We start from the raw sequence: 16,997 nt of genomic DNA, 5'->3' as shown, positions 1-16,997 counted from the left end.
ACAGCTAGACTCGGGACATGTCCAGTGCGGGGTCGCGCATCACGATGGCCGAGGTGGCGCGCCGTTCCGGTGTCTCACCGATGACGGTCTCGTACTGCTACAACCAGCCGGAGCGGGTCGCCCCGAGCACACTGCGGCGGGTCCGCGCGGTCGCCGCCGAGCTGGGCTACCCGGGCCCCGACCCGACGGCCCGGTCCCTGCGCCGCCGCCGCACCGGCGCGATCGGCGTCGTGCTCGGCGAGCACCTCACCTACGCGTTCGAGGACCCGGGGGCCCGCCGCTTCCTGGCCGGCGTCGCCGAGGTCTGCCGCGAGCGGGGGATCGGGCTGAACCTCATCCCGACCACCGGCGAGGACGGCGACGTCGACCGCGTGCGGGCGGCATCCGTCGACGGCTACATCGTCTGGACCACGGTCGACTCCGACCCGGTGCTCGCCGTGGTGACCGGGCTCGGCAAGCCCGTCGTCGTGCACGGTGGCCCCGCCGTTCCCGGCGCGCAGGTGGTCAGCATCGACAACCGCGCATCCGGCCGCGAGCTTGCCGCGCACACCTTCCCGGGCGCCCGCCGCCCGGCGGTGTTCAGCCAGCCCTTCGGCCGCGACCGCAGGCCGCGGCTGGAGATCGGGCCGGACCCGGAGGGCGTGGAGTTCCCGGTCACCCGCGACCGCCTGCTCGGCGTCTACGACCACTGCCGGGAGGCGGGCATCGATCCGCGCGGGCTGCCGGTCGCCGTCGTGGCGCGCAACGACCGCGTGGAGGCGGCGGCCATGGCCGATGCGCTGTTCGACTCCTTCGAGCCCGACGCGGTGGTGGCCATGGGCGACCAGCTCGCCTACGCCGTCCTCGACGCCGCGCGCCGCCGAGGGCTCCGCGTGCCCGACGACGTCGCCGTCGCCGGCTGGGACGACGACCCGGACGCCGAGCGGGAAGGCCTCACCACCATCGCGCAGTCCCTGTTCGACCAGGGCCGCAGCTGCGCCCTCATCGCGCTGGGCGACCGGGCACCGGGGGATGCCCCGTGGACCGCGACGGTGCGCAGGAGCACCCGATGAGAACTACAGATCGCTGAGGGGGACGGTGGGATCGGCCAGCCGGGCGGGGTCGACCGGTGCGCCGGAGCGGATGATCCGCTCGACGTCCGCGGCGACGTCCCAGACGTTGACGTTCATCCCGGCCAGCACGCGCCCTTCGGAGAGCCAGAAGGAGATGAACTCCCGGCCCGGGACGTCGCCGCGGAACACGACCTGGTCGTAGCTGCCGGGCTCGGCGTGGCCGGTGTACTCCATGCCGAGGTCGTACTGGTCGGTGAAGAAGTACGGGACCCGGTCGTACACGACGTCCTGGCCGAGCATCGAGCGCGCGGCGGCCGGGCCACCGTCCAGGGCGTTCTGCCAGTGCTCGACCCGGATGTGCTTCCCGAGCAGCGGGTTGTCGGCGTTGGCGACGTCGCCCGCCGCGTAGACGTCCGGGTCGGAGGTGCGCAGCGCCGCGTCGACCAGCACGCCGTTGTCGACCGCCAGGCCTGCGGACTGCGCGAGCTCGACGGCCGGGGTGATGCCGACGCCCACGACGACCGCGTCCGCGGGCAGCGACGTGCCGTCGTCGAGGGTCACCGACGCGACCCGGCCGTCCGCTCCGGCGATCTCCCGGACACCGGTGCCGAGCCGCAGGTCCACTCCGTGGTCGGCGTGCAGGTCGGCGAACACCTGGGCGACCTCGTCGCCCAGCACCCGGCGCAACGGCAGCGTGTCGACCTCGACGAGCGTGACCGTCGCCCCGTGCGTGCGGGCCGCCGCCGCGACCTCGAGCCCGATCCAGCCGCCGCCCACGACGACCACGCGGGCGCCCTCGACGAGCACGCCCCGCAGCGCGTCGGAGTGCTCGATGCGGCGCAGGTAATGCACACCCTCCAGCTCCGCACCGGGAACCTGCAGCCGCCGGACCACCGACCCGGTGGCGAGCAGGAGCTTGTCGTAGGCCAGCCGCTCGCCGCCGGCGAGCGTGACCGCGTGGGCTCCCGGGTCGACCGCCTCGGCGCGCACCCCGGTGCGCAGCTCGATGTTCTGCTTGTCGTACCAGGCGCGGTCGTGCACGAACGCCGTGCCGCGCTCGTCGCTGCCGAGCAGGTACCCCTTCGACAGCGGTGGCCGCTCGTACGGGGGCTCGGGCTCCTCGCCGACGAGGACCACCCGGCCTGCGAACCCTTCGTCGCGCAGCGTCTCCGCCGCCTTCGCGCCTGCGAGGCTCGCGCCGACGATGACGAACGTGCGGTCGTCCTGGGATGCCGATGCGGTCATGGCCCACCTGCCGTGGCTCGGGCGGTCGATCGACCATTCGAGCACGTGAACCAGGCGCCTGCCACTGGCGATGCGGCTAGGTTGGTCCGGTGACCGAGCCCCGTGGGGCCGAGCGGCTCGTGTACTTCACCGACGCGGTGGTCGCGATCGCGATCACGCTGCTGGTGCTGCCGCTGGTGGACGCGGTCGGCGAGGCGGTGGACGATCGGCGGAGCGCGGCCGAGGTGGTCACGGACAACATCAGCCAGTTCTTCAGCTTCCTGCTCAGCTTCGCCGTGATCGCCCGGCTGTGGACGGCGCACCACCGGCTCTTCGACGGGGTGGCCACCGCGCCCGGGCGCGTTGTCGGGCTGAACCTGCTGTGGCTGCTACGATCGTGGTGCTGCCGTTCCCGACGGAGATGGTCGGTGGCTACGGCGAGGACCGGTTCACCGTCGTGCTCTACATCGGCACGATCCTGGCGAGCAGCGCCTGCCTCACCGCGCTCAGCGTGGCGATCCGCGGCCGACTCGTCGGCGGCGCGGGGAGCATGACCGCCCTTCTCGCGCTGGCGCTCCTGGTGGCCGCGTTCGTCCCCGGTGTCGGGTACACGGCTCTGCTGCTGCTGTTCCTGGCACCGCTGGTCGAGCGGCTGTGGCAGCGGTGGCGTCCGGGGGACTGGGCCGCGTGAGCCCCCACCGGGCGGCCTGGCGCACCGCGCCTGCATCCACCGTCGCCGCGAGCCCCGCGAAGACCCCGATCTCCGTCTACGATCCCGAAGGGTGAGGCGGCGCAGCATCGACCTGTGGTCGCCCGCGATCGGCTCCTCCGGCACCGTCGTGTCCTACGGCCACTGGGGACGCCCGGTGCTGGTGTTCCCGGCCGAGGCGGGCCGGGCGGGCGATTTCGAGTCGCGCGGCATGGTCGACGCGGTCGCCGACCTGCTGGAAGCCGGACGGATCAAGCTCTACTGCGTCGACAGCTACGACTCGTGGTCGTGGTCGGACCGGTCCGTCCCCCTGGAGGAGCGGGCGCGGCGGCACGGCGCGTACGAGTCGTGGATCGTCGACCAGGTCGTGCCGTGGATCCACGAGGACTCCGGCGGGCCGCTCCCGATCCTCACCACCGGCCCGAGCATGGGCGCCTTCCACGCTGCGAACTTCACGCTCCGCCGCGGCGACCTGTTCCCCCAGGCCCTGTGCCTCTCGGGCGTCTACGACATGAGCGCGCTGCACGGGTGGGGCGAGCGGGGCGAGGCGTTCTACTTCCACACGCCGATCGCGTACGTCGGCAACCTCCACGGCGACCACCTGGAGTGGCTGCGCGGGCAGGTGCACCTCGTGCTCGTCGTCGGGCAGGGGATGTGGGAGGACACCACCGGCGCCGAGGCGAGCACGCGGAAGCTCGCCGGCCTGCTCGCCGAGAAGGGCATCCCGCACGAGCTGGACGCGTGGGGGCACGACGTCGCGCACGACTGGCCGTGGTGGCGGCGCCAGCTCGCGCACCACCTGCACCGCTTGACCTGACGAAGGAGAGGGGCCGTTGAACCGACACCTGATCGGGCTGCTGCTCGGCACAGAGGAGGACTGGCCCACCGCCTTCGAGACGATCGTGCGGCGCATGGGGCCGGTGCGCGCCGGCGCGGGAGAGGAACACTGCTTCGACGTCGAGCGGATCACCATCGAGCCGTTCGACCTCCGCTACACCCCCCGGTACGACCTGGTCATCGACCGGCTCGCCTACTGGTACTACGTCCCGCGCGAGTGGCTGAAGAAGATCGCGCTGATGGACGACGTGTACCTGCTCAACAGCCCGTTCACGTTCCAGTCGATGGAGAAGCACGCCGCGTACTGCGCGATGATGCGGCTGGGGCTCAAGGTGCCCGACACCGTGCTCGTGCCGTTCAAGGACCCGCCCGAACACGCCAAGTTCGCCTACACCGCGTCCCGCTACAACAAGCCGTTCGACCTCGACGCCATCGCAGAGCGCATGGGCTACCCGCTGTTCATGAAGCCCTACGACGGCGGGGCATGGGTCGGCGTCACCCGCATCAAGGACCGCGACGACCTGCGGGCCGCCTACGACGCGTCCGGCCAGCGGCTCATGCACCTGCAGAAGGCGGTCGACGGCTACGAGGCGTTCGCACGGTCGCTCTCGATCGGCGCGGAGACGATGGTGATGAAGTTCCGCCCCGAGCTGCCCATGCACGACCGCTACGAGGTGACCTACGAGTTCCTCAACCCCGAGGTCGGCGACGAGGTCGTCACGATCTCCCGGCTCATCAACGCGTTCTTCCGCTGGGAGTTCAACTCCTGCGAGAACCTGGTCTCCGGCAGCGAGGTGTACCCGATCGACTACGCCAACGCCTGCCCGGACGTCGCGCTGACATCACTGCATTACTACTTCCCCTGGGCGATGAGGGCCCTCGTGCGCTGGTCGGTGTTCTCCCTCGTGACCGAACGCAAGCCGCGCCTGGACCTGAGCATGGCCGAGTACTTCGCCATCGCCGACCGGGAGGACCTCAGCTACCACGAGAAGCTCGCCGGCTACCGCAAGCTCGCCGACGAGTACTTCGAGACCGACCGCTACCTCGACTTCTGCGAGAGCCGCATGGGCAACCTCGGCGAGGTCGTGCTGGAGTGGGTCGACAGCCCCGAGTTCGACGCACTGCTCGTCGACACCGTCCGCAGCACCTACCCGCCGGAGGAGCACGAGCGGTTCATCGCGCACTTCCGCGGGCTCGTGGGGTTGTGGGTGCGGGATGAGAAGGGGGCCACCCAGCCGGCATAGCTTTGGCTCAAGGCCCCCTGTCTCCCGGTCTTCCCGGTCAAGGCCTCCTGGCTCAAGGTGTGCTCTTTCCGGGGCCTCCTGGCGGCGCCGCGATTGTGCGGGGCCGCCCCTCACAGCTCAAGGGCGCCTTCGGCGTCGCTTCGCGATCGCTTCGCGACCCTTGACCTGCGAGCCTCTGCGGCCCCTTGAGGGCAGCTGTGCGGGCAGGCCCAAGGGCCTGCCCTCTTGGTGCGCGGCGCCGCCAGGAGGCCGGTGTCGGGCATTCGGTTGCCTTCGCGCACCGGGGTTGGTGCTCTCGCGCACCCCTTGTCGGCCCACGCGGCCGGTCGACGGGCAGCGTGAGCGGAGAACGGGTGTGTGGGCTGCGAAGATCATCAGTTGGGTGCGTTTCCCGACGCAGGGCGTCGGGTTTCGCGCCGAAGCCGTGATCATGGTGGTGGGACCGGCCTTCGGGGGCGCCGCGGGCCGAAGGGGCAGGCCCGGGCCTGCCCGCGAAGCGGGCCTTCAGGGGTCGTAGAGGCTCACGGGTCAAGGGTCGCGTAGCGATCGCGGCAGCGACGCGGAGCGCCCTTGAGGCGTGAGGGGCGGCCCCGCACGATGCGCGGCGCCACCGAAGGCCCGGTGTGCGGTGGCCTCGACGGGCCGCGGCGCCACCGAAGGCCTGGTGGAGGCTGGCCTGGGCGCAAGACACCACCGCAGCGCTACCCTCGTTGCCCGCTGTCTCACCATCTACGCACACTGATCAGCCCCGGGCCGGTCGTTGGGTGGTGTCGTGGACGCTGATGTGCACCGCGCCGTCTCGATGTCCCACCTGCGTGGGCTGCCACCGACGGTTCTCACCGAACTGCTGGCGGATGCGGTCCGGGTGAGGATCCCGGCCGGATCGGTCACCCACCGGGAGGGCGAGGACGCACCGCACCTCGAGCTGGTCGTCTCCGGTGTGGTGCGGGTCTTCGTGACTGCTCCGGACGGTCGGACGATGACCATCCGGTACTGCCGGTCCGGTGCCCTCATAGGGGTGATGTCGCTGTTCGCAGCCGGGTTCACGTTGCCCGCCACGATCCAGGCGCTCGTGGATGCGGATGTGCTGCGGCTTTCTCCGAGCAGGGCGCGAACGGCGGGGGACCGCGACGTGCGGGTGGCCCGGGCCTTCCTCGCCGAGCAGAGCGAACGGGCCCTGAACTTCGTCTACGAGATCCCCGGCACCGCGTTCGCCACGATGCGGCAGCGGGTGGCCCGGCATCTGCTCGACCTCGCCTCAGAGCGTGCGAGCAGGTGTGCGCGAGGTCAGGAGCTCGCCGTCCCGGTCAGCCAGCGGGAGCTGGCGGACTCAGTCGGCACGGTCCGGGAGGTTGTCGTTCGGGTACTGCGGGAGCTGCGCGAGGACGGGCTGGTGCGTACCGAGCGCGATCGGATCGTCCTCGTCGATCCGGAACACCTGACCCGGGAGCTGGGGTGGAACCGACGTTCCTGACAGGGACGCCCCTCACCTCGACACTTCCGGGATGGCGACCCCGACCAGAACGGCGCACGAGCCGGTCCGGCTCGACCAGCGCGCAGTCAAGGAGCTCGGAACCGCCCTGCGCGGCGACCTGATCGGTCCACACGACCCTGCGTACGAACAGCATCGACGAGTGTGGAACGGGTCGATCGACCGTCGCCCGGCGCTCATCGCCCGATGCGCCGGTGCTGCCGACGTGAGCGCGGCGGTGCGCTTCGCCAGAACGCACGACCTGCGCGTCGCGGTCCGAGGCGGTGGCCACAGCTTCCCGGGCTACTCCGTCTGCGACGGCGGGATGGTCATCGATCTGTCCCCGATGAAAGGGGTCCGGGTCGACCCCGCCACCCGGACAGCCCGGGTGCACGCCGGGGTGCTCCTCGGCGAGCTGGACCGGGAGACGCAGGCGTTCGGGCTCGCAGTACCAGCGGGGATCGTGACGCACACCGGGATTTCGGGACTCACGTTGGGCGGCGGGATCGGCTGGATCATGCGCAAGTACGGCCTGACGATCGACAACCTGCTCTCGGTGGAGATGGTCACCGCCGACGGCGCGTCCGTGAGCGCGAGCGACACCAGCAACGCCGACCTGTTCTGGGCGGTGCGCGGTGGTGGCGGCAACTTCGGGATCGTCACCGAGTTCGAGTTCCGGCTGCACCCGTTGGGACCCGATGTCTTCGCAGGCCCGGTCTACTGGCCGATGGAGCAGGCCCCCGAGGTACTTCGTTTCTACCGCGAATGGATCGCCGATTGCCCCGACGAGCTGATGACGATCGTCGTGCAGCGGAGGGCGCCCGACCTGCCGGTCGTCCCCCGCGAGCTGGTCGGCCGGCACGTGATCGGCGTCGCCGCCTGTTACGCCGGCCCGCTCGAGGATGCGGAACGCGTGCTGCGTCCGTTGAAGACGTTCGGCCGGCCCGTGCTGGACCTGTGCGTGCCCAAGCCGTACCTGGTCCACCAGTCGATGTTCGATCCCAGCTTCCAGCGCGGCTGGTGGTACTACTTCCGGGCGTGTGACGTCGCGGAGCTCACCGACGACCTGATCGACACCGTTGCCGAGTACGGCAGCCGGATCGTGTCGCCCATCAGCAGCATCGCCCTGTGGCAGATGGGCGGAGCCGTCGCCCGCGTCGACGAGACCCGGACGGCTTTCAACGGACGCACCGCCGGCTTCACGTTCAACATCAACGGCAACAGCCGGACCCCCGAGGGTTTCAACGCGGAACGGGAATGGGCGCGCGCCTACTGGTCGGCGCTCACGCCGCACCACTCCGGCGTCTACGTCAACTTCCTCATGGACGAGGGCGAGGAACGCGTTCGGCAGGCCTACGGTGCGGCGAAGTACGCGCGGCTCAAGGCGCTCAAACGCCGGTACGACCCGGACAACGTCTTCCGGCTGAACCAGAACATCTCGCCCGACTGAGGTTCATCCCGCGTAGAGCTGCAGGTCGGTGGCGAACCGCTCGGTCATCTCGATCACCCGCTGCAGCTCGTGGTGGCGCACCACGACCCAGCCGTCGCTGATCAGCAGGGCCCGCCAGTCGCGGCGTTGTGCGCCGACCGGGAGCAGGTCGACGAGCACGATGTCGTCGCCGTAGTCGGCCTGGAGGGCGTGGAGGCCCTCGATGTGGGTGATCCGGCCGGCGCCCTGCGCGCGCTTGAAGATGGTGCCCGCGTTGTAGCGCTGGTGCAGCGGGGTGCGCAGCTGCCCGTGGAGCACGGCCTCCGCCCAGCCGACGTAGAGGTCTCCGTCGGTGGAGTAGTTCATCAGGTCGACGACCCGGGCGCCGGGCGGCCGGGCGGCGATCTCGCCGAACACGGCCTCACCGGACGCGGTGCGGTACCACTCCATGTGCGTGAACCCGGTCTGGAACCCGAGCGCGGCGAGGACCTGGGCGCCCATCTCCCGCCCCGGCTGCAGGTCGGGCACCGAGAGGTCGCGCAGCGCGATCGAGACCGGGCTGACCCACTCGTGCATCTTCATCTGCAGCGGTCGCGGCCGGTACCACATGACGTTCTCGAAGAGGATCTTCCCGTTGGCGCAGACGGTGTCGAAGGTGAACTCCTCCCCGTCGACGAACTCCTCGACGCTCACCTCCGGCACGTGCCGCAGCAGCGGCAGCGTCTCGGTGAGCTGGGACGAGGAGTCGATGCGGTAGGTGTCGGCCGATCCCGCGCCCGAGATGGGCTTGATGATGATCGGGTAGCCGATCCGCTCCGCCGCCTCCCACACCCCGGCGACGGTGGTCGTGCTGGCGTGCCGCGGCGTGCGGATGCCGGCGGCGTCGAGCACCTGCTTCATCCGCTCCTTGTCGCGGAACGGGACGGTCTGCTCGACGGTCATGCCGGGCAGCCCGAACGTCTCCCTGATCCGAGCGGCCAGGATCATGTACGGCTCCCACAGGCACTCGACCTGGTCGAACCGCACGTGCCGGGTGAGGCCGTGCAGCGCGGCGAACACGGCGCCCTCGTCGGCGAGCGACACGTGCTCGTAGTGGTCGAGCGCGTCGCGGGCCGGTGCGGGCAGCTCGGACGGCGGCTGGTCGCCGATCCCGATCACGCGCGCCCCGACGGAGGCCAGTGCGCGGGTGAAGTAGGCCATCTCCGCCGGGAAGCCGGGCGACAGCATCACGACGGTGGTCACTGCGCCTCCACCAGCTCGACCCGGATCCCGTCGACGATCTGCCGCAGGGCGTCGCGCACCACGTCCGTGTCGGGATGCCGGACGGTGACGTACCCCTCGCCCTCGTAGCTCGACGACGCCGGCTGCCCCGGCTCGGGCAGCCGCGCCTCCACGACGAGGTGCCCGATGCGCTGCTGCAGCTCGTCGACCCCGTGCACCGCGCGGACGCGCCCACGTCCCTGGCCCCGCAGGTAGACGGTGCCCGCGGCGTACTTGCGTTCGGGCGGGTCGAAGCGGTCGAGGATCACTAGCTCGGTCCACATCCGGTAGAAGTCGACGTCGTGGACGTACCCGAGCATGGACGAGATCTGGGCGCCGGGCGGCCGGGCGCCCACCTCGGACACCGCGACCGAGCCGTCGGGACGGCGGAACCACTCCATGTGGGTCAGGCCGTCGCGCACGCCGAGCGCGCGGAGCGCGGCCGGCCCGGCCTCGCCGATCCCGGAGTAGCGCGGGTCGTCCAGCTCGCGTGGCAGCAGCACCGTCCACTGGATCCACGGGTTGCGCAGCACGTCCAGCGGGGGCGGTAGGTAGTCCGAGATCGAGGCCCACACGGTGCGCCCGCCGAGGGTGACGCTGTCGAAGGTGTGCTCCTCCCCGACCAGGAACTCCTCGAGCAGGCCCGGTGCGTCCGCCCGGGGCGGGGTGGCGGCGAGCCAGCTCCGCAGCGCGCCGCCGTCGTCGAGCCGGTAGGTCGCCTGGGCGCCCGCCCCAGCGGGCGGCTTCGCGACCAGCGGGAATCCGACGGTGTCCGCGAAGGCGAAGGCTTCGCCGGGGTCGGTGACGAGCTGGTGGCGGGCGCACGGGACACCCGCGGCGCGCAGCACCTGCTTCATCCGCGACTTGTCCCGCACGTTGTAAGCGGTCTCGACGTCCAGGCCGGGGATGCCGAGGGTCTCCCGCGCGTACGCGAGCGGCACCTGCAGCTGTTCGAGGGCCCCGACCAGCCGCTCCACCTGCCCCATCTGGCCGGAGAGCCCCTTCACGGCCGCGACGATCTGGCGCGGGTCGAGGGGGTCGTCCACGCGCCAGTGCGCGTGCAGGTGGCGGGCCAGGTCAGGGGGCACCTGCTCGGCGGGCGCCGCGGTGATCACCCCCAGTCGGACGCCGGGCAGCTGAGCAGCCGCAGCGACGAACCGCGCGGTGGCCGGCATCAGGAACGGTGCGACGAAGGCGGCGACGACCACTCCTGGAAGCTACCCTCCTCAGGGTGAACGTGGTCTACGTCGAGCCGGCGTTCCCGCCCACCCAACGCCATTTCGTGCGCGCGCTGGCCGATGTCGGGGCCACGGTGATCGGCGTGGGGGAGCGGCACGTCGACGAGCTCGACGACGAGCTGAAAGGCTGGATGGCGCACTACCACCAGGTGCCGACGGTGGTGGACGCCGGAGTCCTCACCGACGCCGTCCGCTGGATCCAGGACAAGGTGTGGGTCGACCGACTCGAGGCCACGATCGAGGCCCACACGATGGCAGCGGCGCAGGCCAGGGAGAACTGCACGATCCCGGGCACGTCGGTGCGCACGGCGTGGCTCTGCCGGGACAAGCCCTCGATGAAGGAGGCGCTGCGCGCCGCGGGCGTTCCCACGGCGGCCTCGGCGGCCGTGACGAACGCCGAGGAGGTGCACGCCTTCGTCGACGCCATCGGCTACCCGATCATCCTCAAGCCGCGCACCGGCGCGGGTGCGCTCGACACCGTCCGCATCGACGACCGCGCCGGACTGGACGAGGCGCTCGGCCGGTTCGGCGGGCAGGGCGTCGAGTCGATCGCCGTCGAGGAGTTCGTGGAGGGCCACGAGGGCTTCTACGACACGCTGTCGATCGACGGGCACGCCTCGCTCGACTTCGTCTCGCACTACTACCCGAACGTCCTCGAGGCGATGCGCACCCGGTGGATCTCCCCGCAGTTCGTCTCGACGAACCGGGTCGACTCCGTGCCCGACTACGAAGAGCTGCGCGAACTGGGCGCCCGGGTGAACGAGGCGCTGGGGATCGGCACGAGCGCCACGCACATGGAGTGGTTCTTCGGGCCGAAGGGCCTGCGGTTCTCCGAGATCGGGTGCCGGCCGCCCGGTGTCGGCGCGTGGGACCTCTACTCGGCGGGCAACGACATCGACATCTACCGGGAGTGGGCCAACGCGGTGGTCCACGGGCACATCGCGGCCCGCCCGTCGCGGCGGTTCGCCACCGGGATCGTGGCGCTCCGCCCCGACCGCGACGGGCAGATCAGCGGCTACTCGGGCGTCGACGAGGCGCAGGCGCGCGTGGGGGAGTGGGTGATCGACGCCCACCTGCCGCCGCCCGGTACGCCGACCCAGCCGGTGGAGGCCGGGTACTGGGCCAACGCCTACGTGCGCATGCGGCACCCCGACTACGACGTCCTGCGCGGGATGCTCGACGACGTGGGCCGGACGGTCCACGTGCACGCAGGTTGACCGAGACCACCATCAGCGCAGTGAAGATCGTCGTACTGGGGCCGCAGCGGCGGCCCACGCTGGACTCGGTCGTCCGCAACCTCGACCTCGACGACGGGCCCGTCGCCGTGGTCACCGCGGGCTGGCAGGAGCGCGAGCCCGACGACGCGGAGCTCGACGCGCTGGTCGGGGGCCGCGGCGTCAACCTGAGCCTGCACGCGCGCTGGCAGGACGTGCTGGTGAAGGACCCGGAGTACGCGGCCGCCGAGCTGGAGCACCGGGCGGCGCTGCGCGAGCTGCAGGAGCTGTACCTCGTGCAGATCGACGGGACGCTGCGGGCCCTGCGCGAGGTGGGGCGCTACGGCGGCAGCCGGGCCGAGATCCGGGAGGCGGCGCGGGCCGACACGGAGGCCGCGGTCCGGCTCGTCGACGAGCGGCACCTGGCCCGGGTGCGGGAGGCGCGGGCGGAGTTCGAGGCCAGGTGGCACCCGGGGGAGCGGCTCGCCGCCGCCGGGCACCGCGCCGAGGTCCGCCAGGTGCTGGACGCGGCGGCCGCGCTGGTCGTCGCCGGCGGGCACGTGGGGGTGTTGCTGCACGTGCTGCGGCTGTTCGCGGTGGGTGCCGCACCCGCGGTGATCGCCTGGTCGGCGGGCGCGATGGCGCTGACCGAGCGGGTGCTGCTCTTCCACGACCGGGCGCCGCACGGTCCGGCGCACGCCGAGTTCCTCGACTCCGGCCTCGGGTGGATCAGGGGGTGCGTCCTGCTCCCGCACGCGCGCAGGCGGCTGCGCACCGATGACACCGCGCGGATGGCCGAGCTGGCCGGCCGGGCCGCCCCGGCCCGCTGCGTGGTGCTCGACGACGGCCTGCGCCTCGACCTCGGCGAGGGCGGCGCACTGCCGCCGGGTGTGCGGACGATCGGCCCGGACGGCCGGATCGGCGACGCCGCGTGACCCGCCTCGCGATCAACCGGCTCAAGGAGCGCAGGCCGGACGCCGCCGCGATCGACCGGTTCCTCGCCCGGCACGAGGCGCCGATCGTCGAGGGCGACCGCTGCACGTTCCTCTGGCGGGGCGAGGCCGACGAGGTCTTCCTCGTGCAGCGGATCGTGGGGCTGCCCGAACGGCTGCCGCTGCGCAAGCTGTGGGGCACGGACCTGTGGTACCTCGTGCTGGAGCTGCCGCCGGGATCGCGGATCAACTACCAGGTCGAGGTCCGGCGCGGCGAGCACTTCGAGCGCGGCAACGACCCGCTCAACCCGAAGCTGTCCTACAGCCCCGTCGGCACGTCGTCGGTGTGCTTCGCCCACGGCTACGTCCCCCCCGACTGGACCGAGCCCGACCCCGACGCCCGACCCGGCGAGCTGACCGAGCTCGTGCTGCAGAGCCGCGCGCTTCGCCGCGACTGCTCGGTCACCCTCTACCTGCCGGCGCGGTTCCGGCCAACCGCGGCCTACCCGCTGCTGGTCGTGCACGACGGCGGCGACTTCCTGCAGTACGCCGCGGCGAAGACCGTGCTGGACAACCTGATCCACCGGCTCGACGTCGCCGAGACCGTGGTCGCGTTCGTCAACCCGCACGACCGCCTCGCCGAGTACGCGAACTCGGCGGCGCACGCGCGGTTCCTCACCCGCGAGCTGGTACCCCGGCTGGAGGCCGAGCTGCCGCTCGTCGGGCAGCGCTCCGGCCGGTGCCTGCTCGGCTCCAGCTTCGGAGCCGTCGCCTCGCTGGCCACGGCCTACCGGGCGCCGGACGTCTACGGCTCGCTCGTCCTGATGTCCGGCTCGTTCGTCTTCACCGACATCGGCGGCGCCGACCACGGCGGCGGCCCGGTCTTCGACCCGGTGGTGCGGTTCGTGAACCGCTACCGGCAACGCCCCCGCCGCGTGGCCGACCGGCTGTTCCTCAGCTGCGGCGTGTACGAGCCGCTGATCACCTACAACCGCTCGGTCCTGCACACCTTCGAGTCGACGGGCATGACCGTGCGCTTCGTGGAGACGCGCGACGGCCACAACTGGGAGAACTGGCGCGACAGCCTCCGCGACGCGCTGTCGTGGGTCTACCCGGGCCCGCAGAAGCTCGTCTACGAGTGACGTACCAGAACTTCTCGGAGAAAAGTCCGGCGGGCGATGTCGGATCGGGGCGGAGGTTTTCGTAGCAGGGGTGAGAGCCCGCCCACGAGGGGCGTCCTCGAGAAGGGAACTGCGACCATGAAACTGACGACCATCACGAACGTCTCCGTCGACGGTGTGATGCAGGGACTCGGCGGGCCGGACGAGGACCCCACCGGCGGGTTCGAGCGCGGCGGATGGGCCTTGCCGCTGTTCGACGACGAGAACGCGGCGTTCCTCGGCCGGCTCTACCAGCGCGCCGACGCGTTCCTGTTCGGACGGCGGACCTACGAGATCTTCGCCGAATCCTGGGGCGCGGTCGAGGAGATGGTGAACGCTCCCATCGGACGTGCCCTGAACACGCGGCCCAAGTACGTCGTGTCGAACACGCTCACCGACCCGCGATGGGCGGACACGACCGTCCTCTCCGTTGACTTCGCGGCCGCAATCCGCGAGCTGAAGGCACGGCCGGGAGGGGAGCTGCAGGTGCACGGCAGCCTCAGCCTGGTCCGCTGGCTGTTCGACAACCAGCTCGTCGACGAGATCACCCTGATCACCTACCCCGTGGTCGTCGGCCAGGGCATGCGGCTGTTCCCCGACAGCGGCCCGGACACGGCACTCGAACTGGTCGACTCCCGGACCACGTCGAACGGCGTGGCGATCCAGGTCTACCGGCCCGGCGGGCGCCCGCAGTACGCACCCGCCATCACGTCCTAGACGAGTAATTCCGAACTCGAGGCACTGGCGACCGCCCGGATGGCGCTGATCAAGGGCTGATGGTCGCTGCCAGATCGACCAGCGACCTTCTCCCCTTGATCGGCGGCCGAGTGCAGGAGGGCCAAGGGATGACGGTGACGCCGCCAGGAGGCCCCGCCTCCGTGGGTGACATCGACGACGGTGGCGACCGTCAGCTCGACCGTTCGTGGACGCGGATGTAGTCGACGAGCATCGCCTGCGGGAACGCCGCCGAAGGGTCGGGGTCGGTTGAGAACGTCCCACCCACGGCCACGTTCAGCAGGAAGTAGAACTCGTGGTCGAAGACCCACGGGTGGCCGTGCAGATCATCCGGCGTGACCGTGGCGTAGAGCCGGTGATCCAGGTACCAGCGAATGCGGTCCGGCTCCCAGTGGACGGCGTACACGTGGAAGTCGTCGGCGAGGCCCGCGTCGGCGCGGTATGAGGCGGTGATGCCGCCGGCCCCCGAGTAGCCGGGACCGTGGACCGTCCCGTGAACCACGGTCGGGTCCTTGCCGAAGTTCTCCATTACGTCGATCTCGCCGCAGCGCGGCCATCCGACCTCGTCGATGTTCCGGCCGAGCATCCAGAACGCCGGCCAGATGCCCCGGCCCGGCGGTAGCCGAATCCGCGCCTGCACCAGACCGTAGGAGAAGGCCGCACGGTCCTTGCTGACCAACCGCGCGGAGCTGTACTCGCAGCCGTCGAAGCGGCCACGTAGCTCCGGGTCTACGCGCCGGACCACGACGGCGAGGTTGCCTGCGCCGTCGAGCGCGGCGTTCTCGCTGCTGTCGGAGTAGTACTGGAGCTCGTCGTTCCCCCAGCCGTGCCCGCCGATCTCCGGCTGCCAGATGGCGGGATCCGGCGGCGACCCCGCAGCGCCGTCGAACTCATCCGACCAGGCGAGCGACCACCCGGGCAGCCCGCTGTGGGCGTGGTCGCTCATCCGGCCTCCGTCGCTCCGGACCGGAACGGCGAGGTCACCGCTCCCACGTGTGCACCGGCTCGTTCGCGTGCATGTTCTCCACGTAGCGCCGCAGCATCTCGTGCAGGGCCGCCAGCCGGTCGCCACCGAGCGCCCGCACGGTGTCGACCTGCCACGAGGCGCCGTTCGTGCCGGCGACGCAGCGGGCCTCGATGATCCCGAGCAGCCGGTCGCGCACGTCCGGGTCGACGCCCCACGCGTCCAGGCCCTCGTAAGCGAGCGGCAGGAGCCTGCGCAGCACGAGCTCGGCGGCCGGCACCGGGCCGAGGCCGGGCCAGTAGATCGAGGCGTCGAGGCCGTCGCGGGCGCCGCTGTGGAAGTTCTCCTCGGCCGCGGAGAACGACATCTGCGACCACACCGGCCGCTCGTGCTCGGCGAGCGTGCGCACCAGGCCGTAGTAGAACGCTGCGTTGGCCATGGCGTCCACGACGGTCGGGCCTGCAGGCAGCACCCGGTTCTCCACGCGCAGGTGCGGCCTGCCGTCGACGACGGCGTAGATCGGGCGGTTCCAGCGGTAGATCGTGCCGTTGTGGAGGCACAGCTCGTCCAGCGTCGGTACGTCGCCGTCCGCGAGCTGCTCGATCGGGTCGGTGTCCTCGCAGATCGGCAGCAGTGCGGGGAAGTAGCGGGTGTTCTCCTCGAACAGGTCGAACACCGACGTGATCCAGCGTTCCCCGAACCACACCCGCGGCCGGACCCCCTGCTCCTTCAGCTCCTCGGGCCGCGTGTCGGTGGCCTGCTCGAACAGCGGGATGCGGGTCTCGCGCCACAGCTCGGTGCCGAACAGGTAGGGCGAGTTCGCGGCCAGCGCGAGCTGCACGCCCGCGATCGCCTGCGCCGCGTTCCAGTACTGCGCGAACTCCGCGGGGCTGACCTGCAGGTGCAGCTGGAAGCTCGTGCACGCGGCCTCGGGGGTGATCGAGTCGGTGTAGGTGCGCAGCTGCTCCACGCCCTGGATCGACACCGCCATGTCCTCGCCCCGTGCGGCGAAGATCTGGTCGTTCAGCAGGGCGTAGCGCGGGTTCCCGCTCATCGAGTCGATGCTCACGTGGCGCGGCATGAGCGTCGGCAGTATCCCGATCATCACGAGCCGCGCGTCGTCGGAGCGGGCGCGCTCGTCGGCGGCGTTCAGGCTCGCCCGCACGGTCTCCTCGAACGAGACGAGCCCGGTGCCGCCGATCTCGCGCGGTGGGACGTTGATCTCGATGTTGAACTGGCCGACCTCGGTCTGGAAGGCGCGGTCGGCGACGAGCGCCAGCACCTGCTCGTTCCTGTTCGCGGGCTCGCCGCGCCGGTCGACGAGGTTGAGCTCGATCTCCATCCCGGTGAGCGGGCGGTCGAAGTCGAACTGCGACTCGCGCAGCATCTGGGCGAGCGCGTCGAGGCACCGCCGCGTCTTGTCCCGGAACCTCCGCCGGTCCTCCCTGCTGAACACCATGTGCTCGACGTCGCGCCCCACAGATGCCCCTCCGTCGTTGATCCCGGACCCATCGTCGGCCCGCGGGGG

15 protein-coding genes and 1 pseudogene are annotated in these 16,997 nt (G+C 71.3%); 11 read left to right on the top strand and 5 right to left on the bottom strand.

Annotation, left to right across the window (positions count from 1 at the left end; all coding sequences use genetic code 11):
- Positions 1-17 precede the first annotated feature (17 nt).
- A complete protein-coding gene (locus FB388_RS16250; RefSeq protein ID WP_246121969.1) occupies positions 18-1,052 on the top strand; it encodes a LacI family DNA-binding transcriptional regulator in 1,035 nt (344 codons plus the stop codon).
- Positions 1,053-1,055: 3 nt separating this feature from the next.
- Here FB388_RS16250 and FB388_RS16245 read toward each other — a convergent pair whose 3' ends face one another.
- Entirely contained in the window at positions 1,056-2,297 is a 1,242-nt protein-coding gene (locus FB388_RS16245) for an NAD(P)/FAD-dependent oxidoreductase (protein WP_142101797.1), read from the bottom strand.
- Between the two features lie 89 nt (positions 2,298-2,386).
- Between FB388_RS16245 and FB388_RS40420 the strand changes: the two are divergent.
- The 6 genes and pseudogenes from FB388_RS40420 to FB388_RS16220 form a co-directional block, all read left to right on the top strand.
- Positions 2,387-2,608, top strand: a pseudogene (locus FB388_RS40420) (TMEM175 family protein); the annotation flags it as partial.
- Positions 2,609-2,658: 50 nt separating this feature from the next.
- Positions 2,659-2,967, top strand: coding sequence for a hypothetical protein (locus FB388_RS40415; protein ID WP_246122131.1), 309 nt, complete (start codon positions 2,659-2,661; stop codon positions 2,965-2,967).
- 91 nt (positions 2,968-3,058) lie between these two features.
- The gene (locus FB388_RS16235) at positions 3,059-3,802 is read left to right on the top strand and encodes an esterase family protein (RefSeq protein WP_142101795.1); all 744 of its coding nucleotides are present in this window, start codon (positions 3,059-3,061) and stop codon (positions 3,800-3,802) included.
- Positions 3,803-3,818: 16 nt separating this feature from the next.
- Positions 3,819-5,066 (top strand): ATP-grasp domain-containing protein, encoded by a 1,248-nt coding sequence (locus tag FB388_RS16230; protein WP_211361942.1) that lies wholly within the window; start codon positions 3,819-3,821, stop codon positions 5,064-5,066.
- A 772-nt stretch (positions 5,067-5,838) separates the two neighbouring features.
- The gene (locus tag FB388_RS16225; RefSeq protein ID WP_142101793.1) at positions 5,839-6,540 is read left to right on the top strand and encodes a Crp/Fnr family transcriptional regulator; all 702 of its coding nucleotides are present in this window, start codon (positions 5,839-5,841) and stop codon (positions 6,538-6,540) included.
- A 31-nt stretch (positions 6,541-6,571) separates the two neighbouring features.
- On the top strand, positions 6,572-7,987 hold the full coding sequence (locus FB388_RS16220) for an FAD-binding oxidoreductase (RefSeq protein ID WP_142101790.1): 1,416 nt from the start codon (positions 6,572-6,574) through the stop codon (positions 7,985-7,987).
- 3 nt (positions 7,988-7,990) lie between these two features.
- On the opposite strand, the gene FB388_RS16215 is transcribed toward FB388_RS16220, so the two are convergent.
- Together FB388_RS16215 and FB388_RS16210 are read right to left on the bottom strand one after the other, a co-directional pair.
- Complete coding sequence (locus FB388_RS16215; RefSeq protein WP_211361941.1) at positions 7,991-9,208, bottom strand: ATP-grasp domain-containing protein; 1,218 nt, start codon at positions 9,206-9,208, stop codon at positions 7,991-7,993.
- Positions 9,205-10,434: an ATP-grasp domain-containing protein gene (locus FB388_RS16210; RefSeq protein WP_142101789.1), complete on the bottom strand. Its 1,230-nt coding sequence runs from the start codon at positions 10,432-10,434 to the stop codon at positions 9,205-9,207. Before FB388_RS16210 ends, FB388_RS16215 begins: the two co-directional genes overlap by 4 nt.
- 23 nt (positions 10,435-10,457) lie before the next feature.
- On the opposite strand from FB388_RS16210, the gene FB388_RS16205 reads away from it, so the two are divergent.
- The 4 genes from FB388_RS16205 to FB388_RS16190 all read left to right on the top strand — a co-directional run bounded on the left by FB388_RS16205 (position 10,458) and on the right by FB388_RS16190 (position 14,487).
- Positions 10,458-11,681 (top strand): ATP-grasp domain-containing protein, encoded by a 1,224-nt coding sequence (locus tag FB388_RS16205; RefSeq protein ID WP_142101787.1) that lies wholly within the window; start codon positions 10,458-10,460, stop codon positions 11,679-11,681.
- A gap of 20 nt (positions 11,682-11,701) precedes the next feature.
- On the top strand, positions 11,702-12,613 hold the full coding sequence (locus FB388_RS39450) for a hypothetical protein (RefSeq protein WP_170225637.1): 912 nt from the start codon (positions 11,702-11,704) through the stop codon (positions 12,611-12,613).
- On the top strand, positions 12,610-13,752 hold the full coding sequence (locus FB388_RS16195) for an alpha/beta hydrolase-fold protein (RefSeq protein WP_142101785.1): 1,143 nt from the start codon (positions 12,610-12,612) through the stop codon (positions 13,750-13,752). Before FB388_RS39450 ends, FB388_RS16195 begins: the two co-directional genes overlap by 4 nt.
- 117 nt (positions 13,753-13,869) lie before the next feature.
- Positions 13,870-14,487 (top strand): dihydrofolate reductase family protein, encoded by a 618-nt coding sequence (locus FB388_RS16190; protein WP_142101783.1) that lies wholly within the window; start codon positions 13,870-13,872, stop codon positions 14,485-14,487.
- A gap of 190 nt (positions 14,488-14,677) precedes the next feature.
- On the opposite strand, the gene FB388_RS16185 is transcribed toward FB388_RS16190, so the two are convergent.
- Entirely contained in the window at positions 14,678-15,451 is a 774-nt protein-coding gene (locus tag FB388_RS16185) for a glycoside hydrolase family 16 protein (RefSeq protein ID WP_142101781.1), read from the bottom strand.
- Between the two features lie 34 nt (positions 15,452-15,485).
- The gene (locus FB388_RS16180) at positions 15,486-16,949 is read right to left on the bottom strand and encodes a glutamate-cysteine ligase family protein (RefSeq protein WP_425468563.1); all 1,464 of its coding nucleotides are present in this window, start codon (positions 16,947-16,949) and stop codon (positions 15,486-15,488) included.
- Positions 16,950-16,997 lie beyond the last annotated feature (48 nt).

This window comes from Pseudonocardia cypriaca, from assembly GCF_006717045.1.
GTDB lineage: Bacteria > Actinomycetota > Actinomycetes > Mycobacteriales > Pseudonocardiaceae > Pseudonocardia > Pseudonocardia cypriaca.
This window is presented reverse-complemented; position numbering and strand designations above follow the sequence as displayed.

Coding starts and splice junctions, on each gene's coding strand:
- FB388_RS16185 (WP_142101781.1), bottom strand. CDS start 15,451: ATGAGCGACCACGCCCACAGCGGGCTGCCCGGGTGGTCGCTCGCCTGG.
- FB388_RS16220 (WP_142101790.1), top strand. CDS start 6,572: ATGGCGACCCCGACCAGAACGGCGCACGAGCCGGTCCGGCTCGACCAG.
- FB388_RS16190 (WP_142101783.1), top strand. CDS start 13,870: ATGAAACTGACGACCATCACGAACGTCTCCGTCGACGGTGTGATGCAG.
- FB388_RS16245 (WP_142101797.1), bottom strand. CDS start 2,297: ATGACCGCATCGGCATCCCAGGACGACCGCACGTTCGTCATCGTCGGC.
- FB388_RS16250 (WP_246121969.1), top strand. CDS start 18: ATGTCCAGTGCGGGGTCGCGCATCACGATGGCCGAGGTGGCGCGCCGT.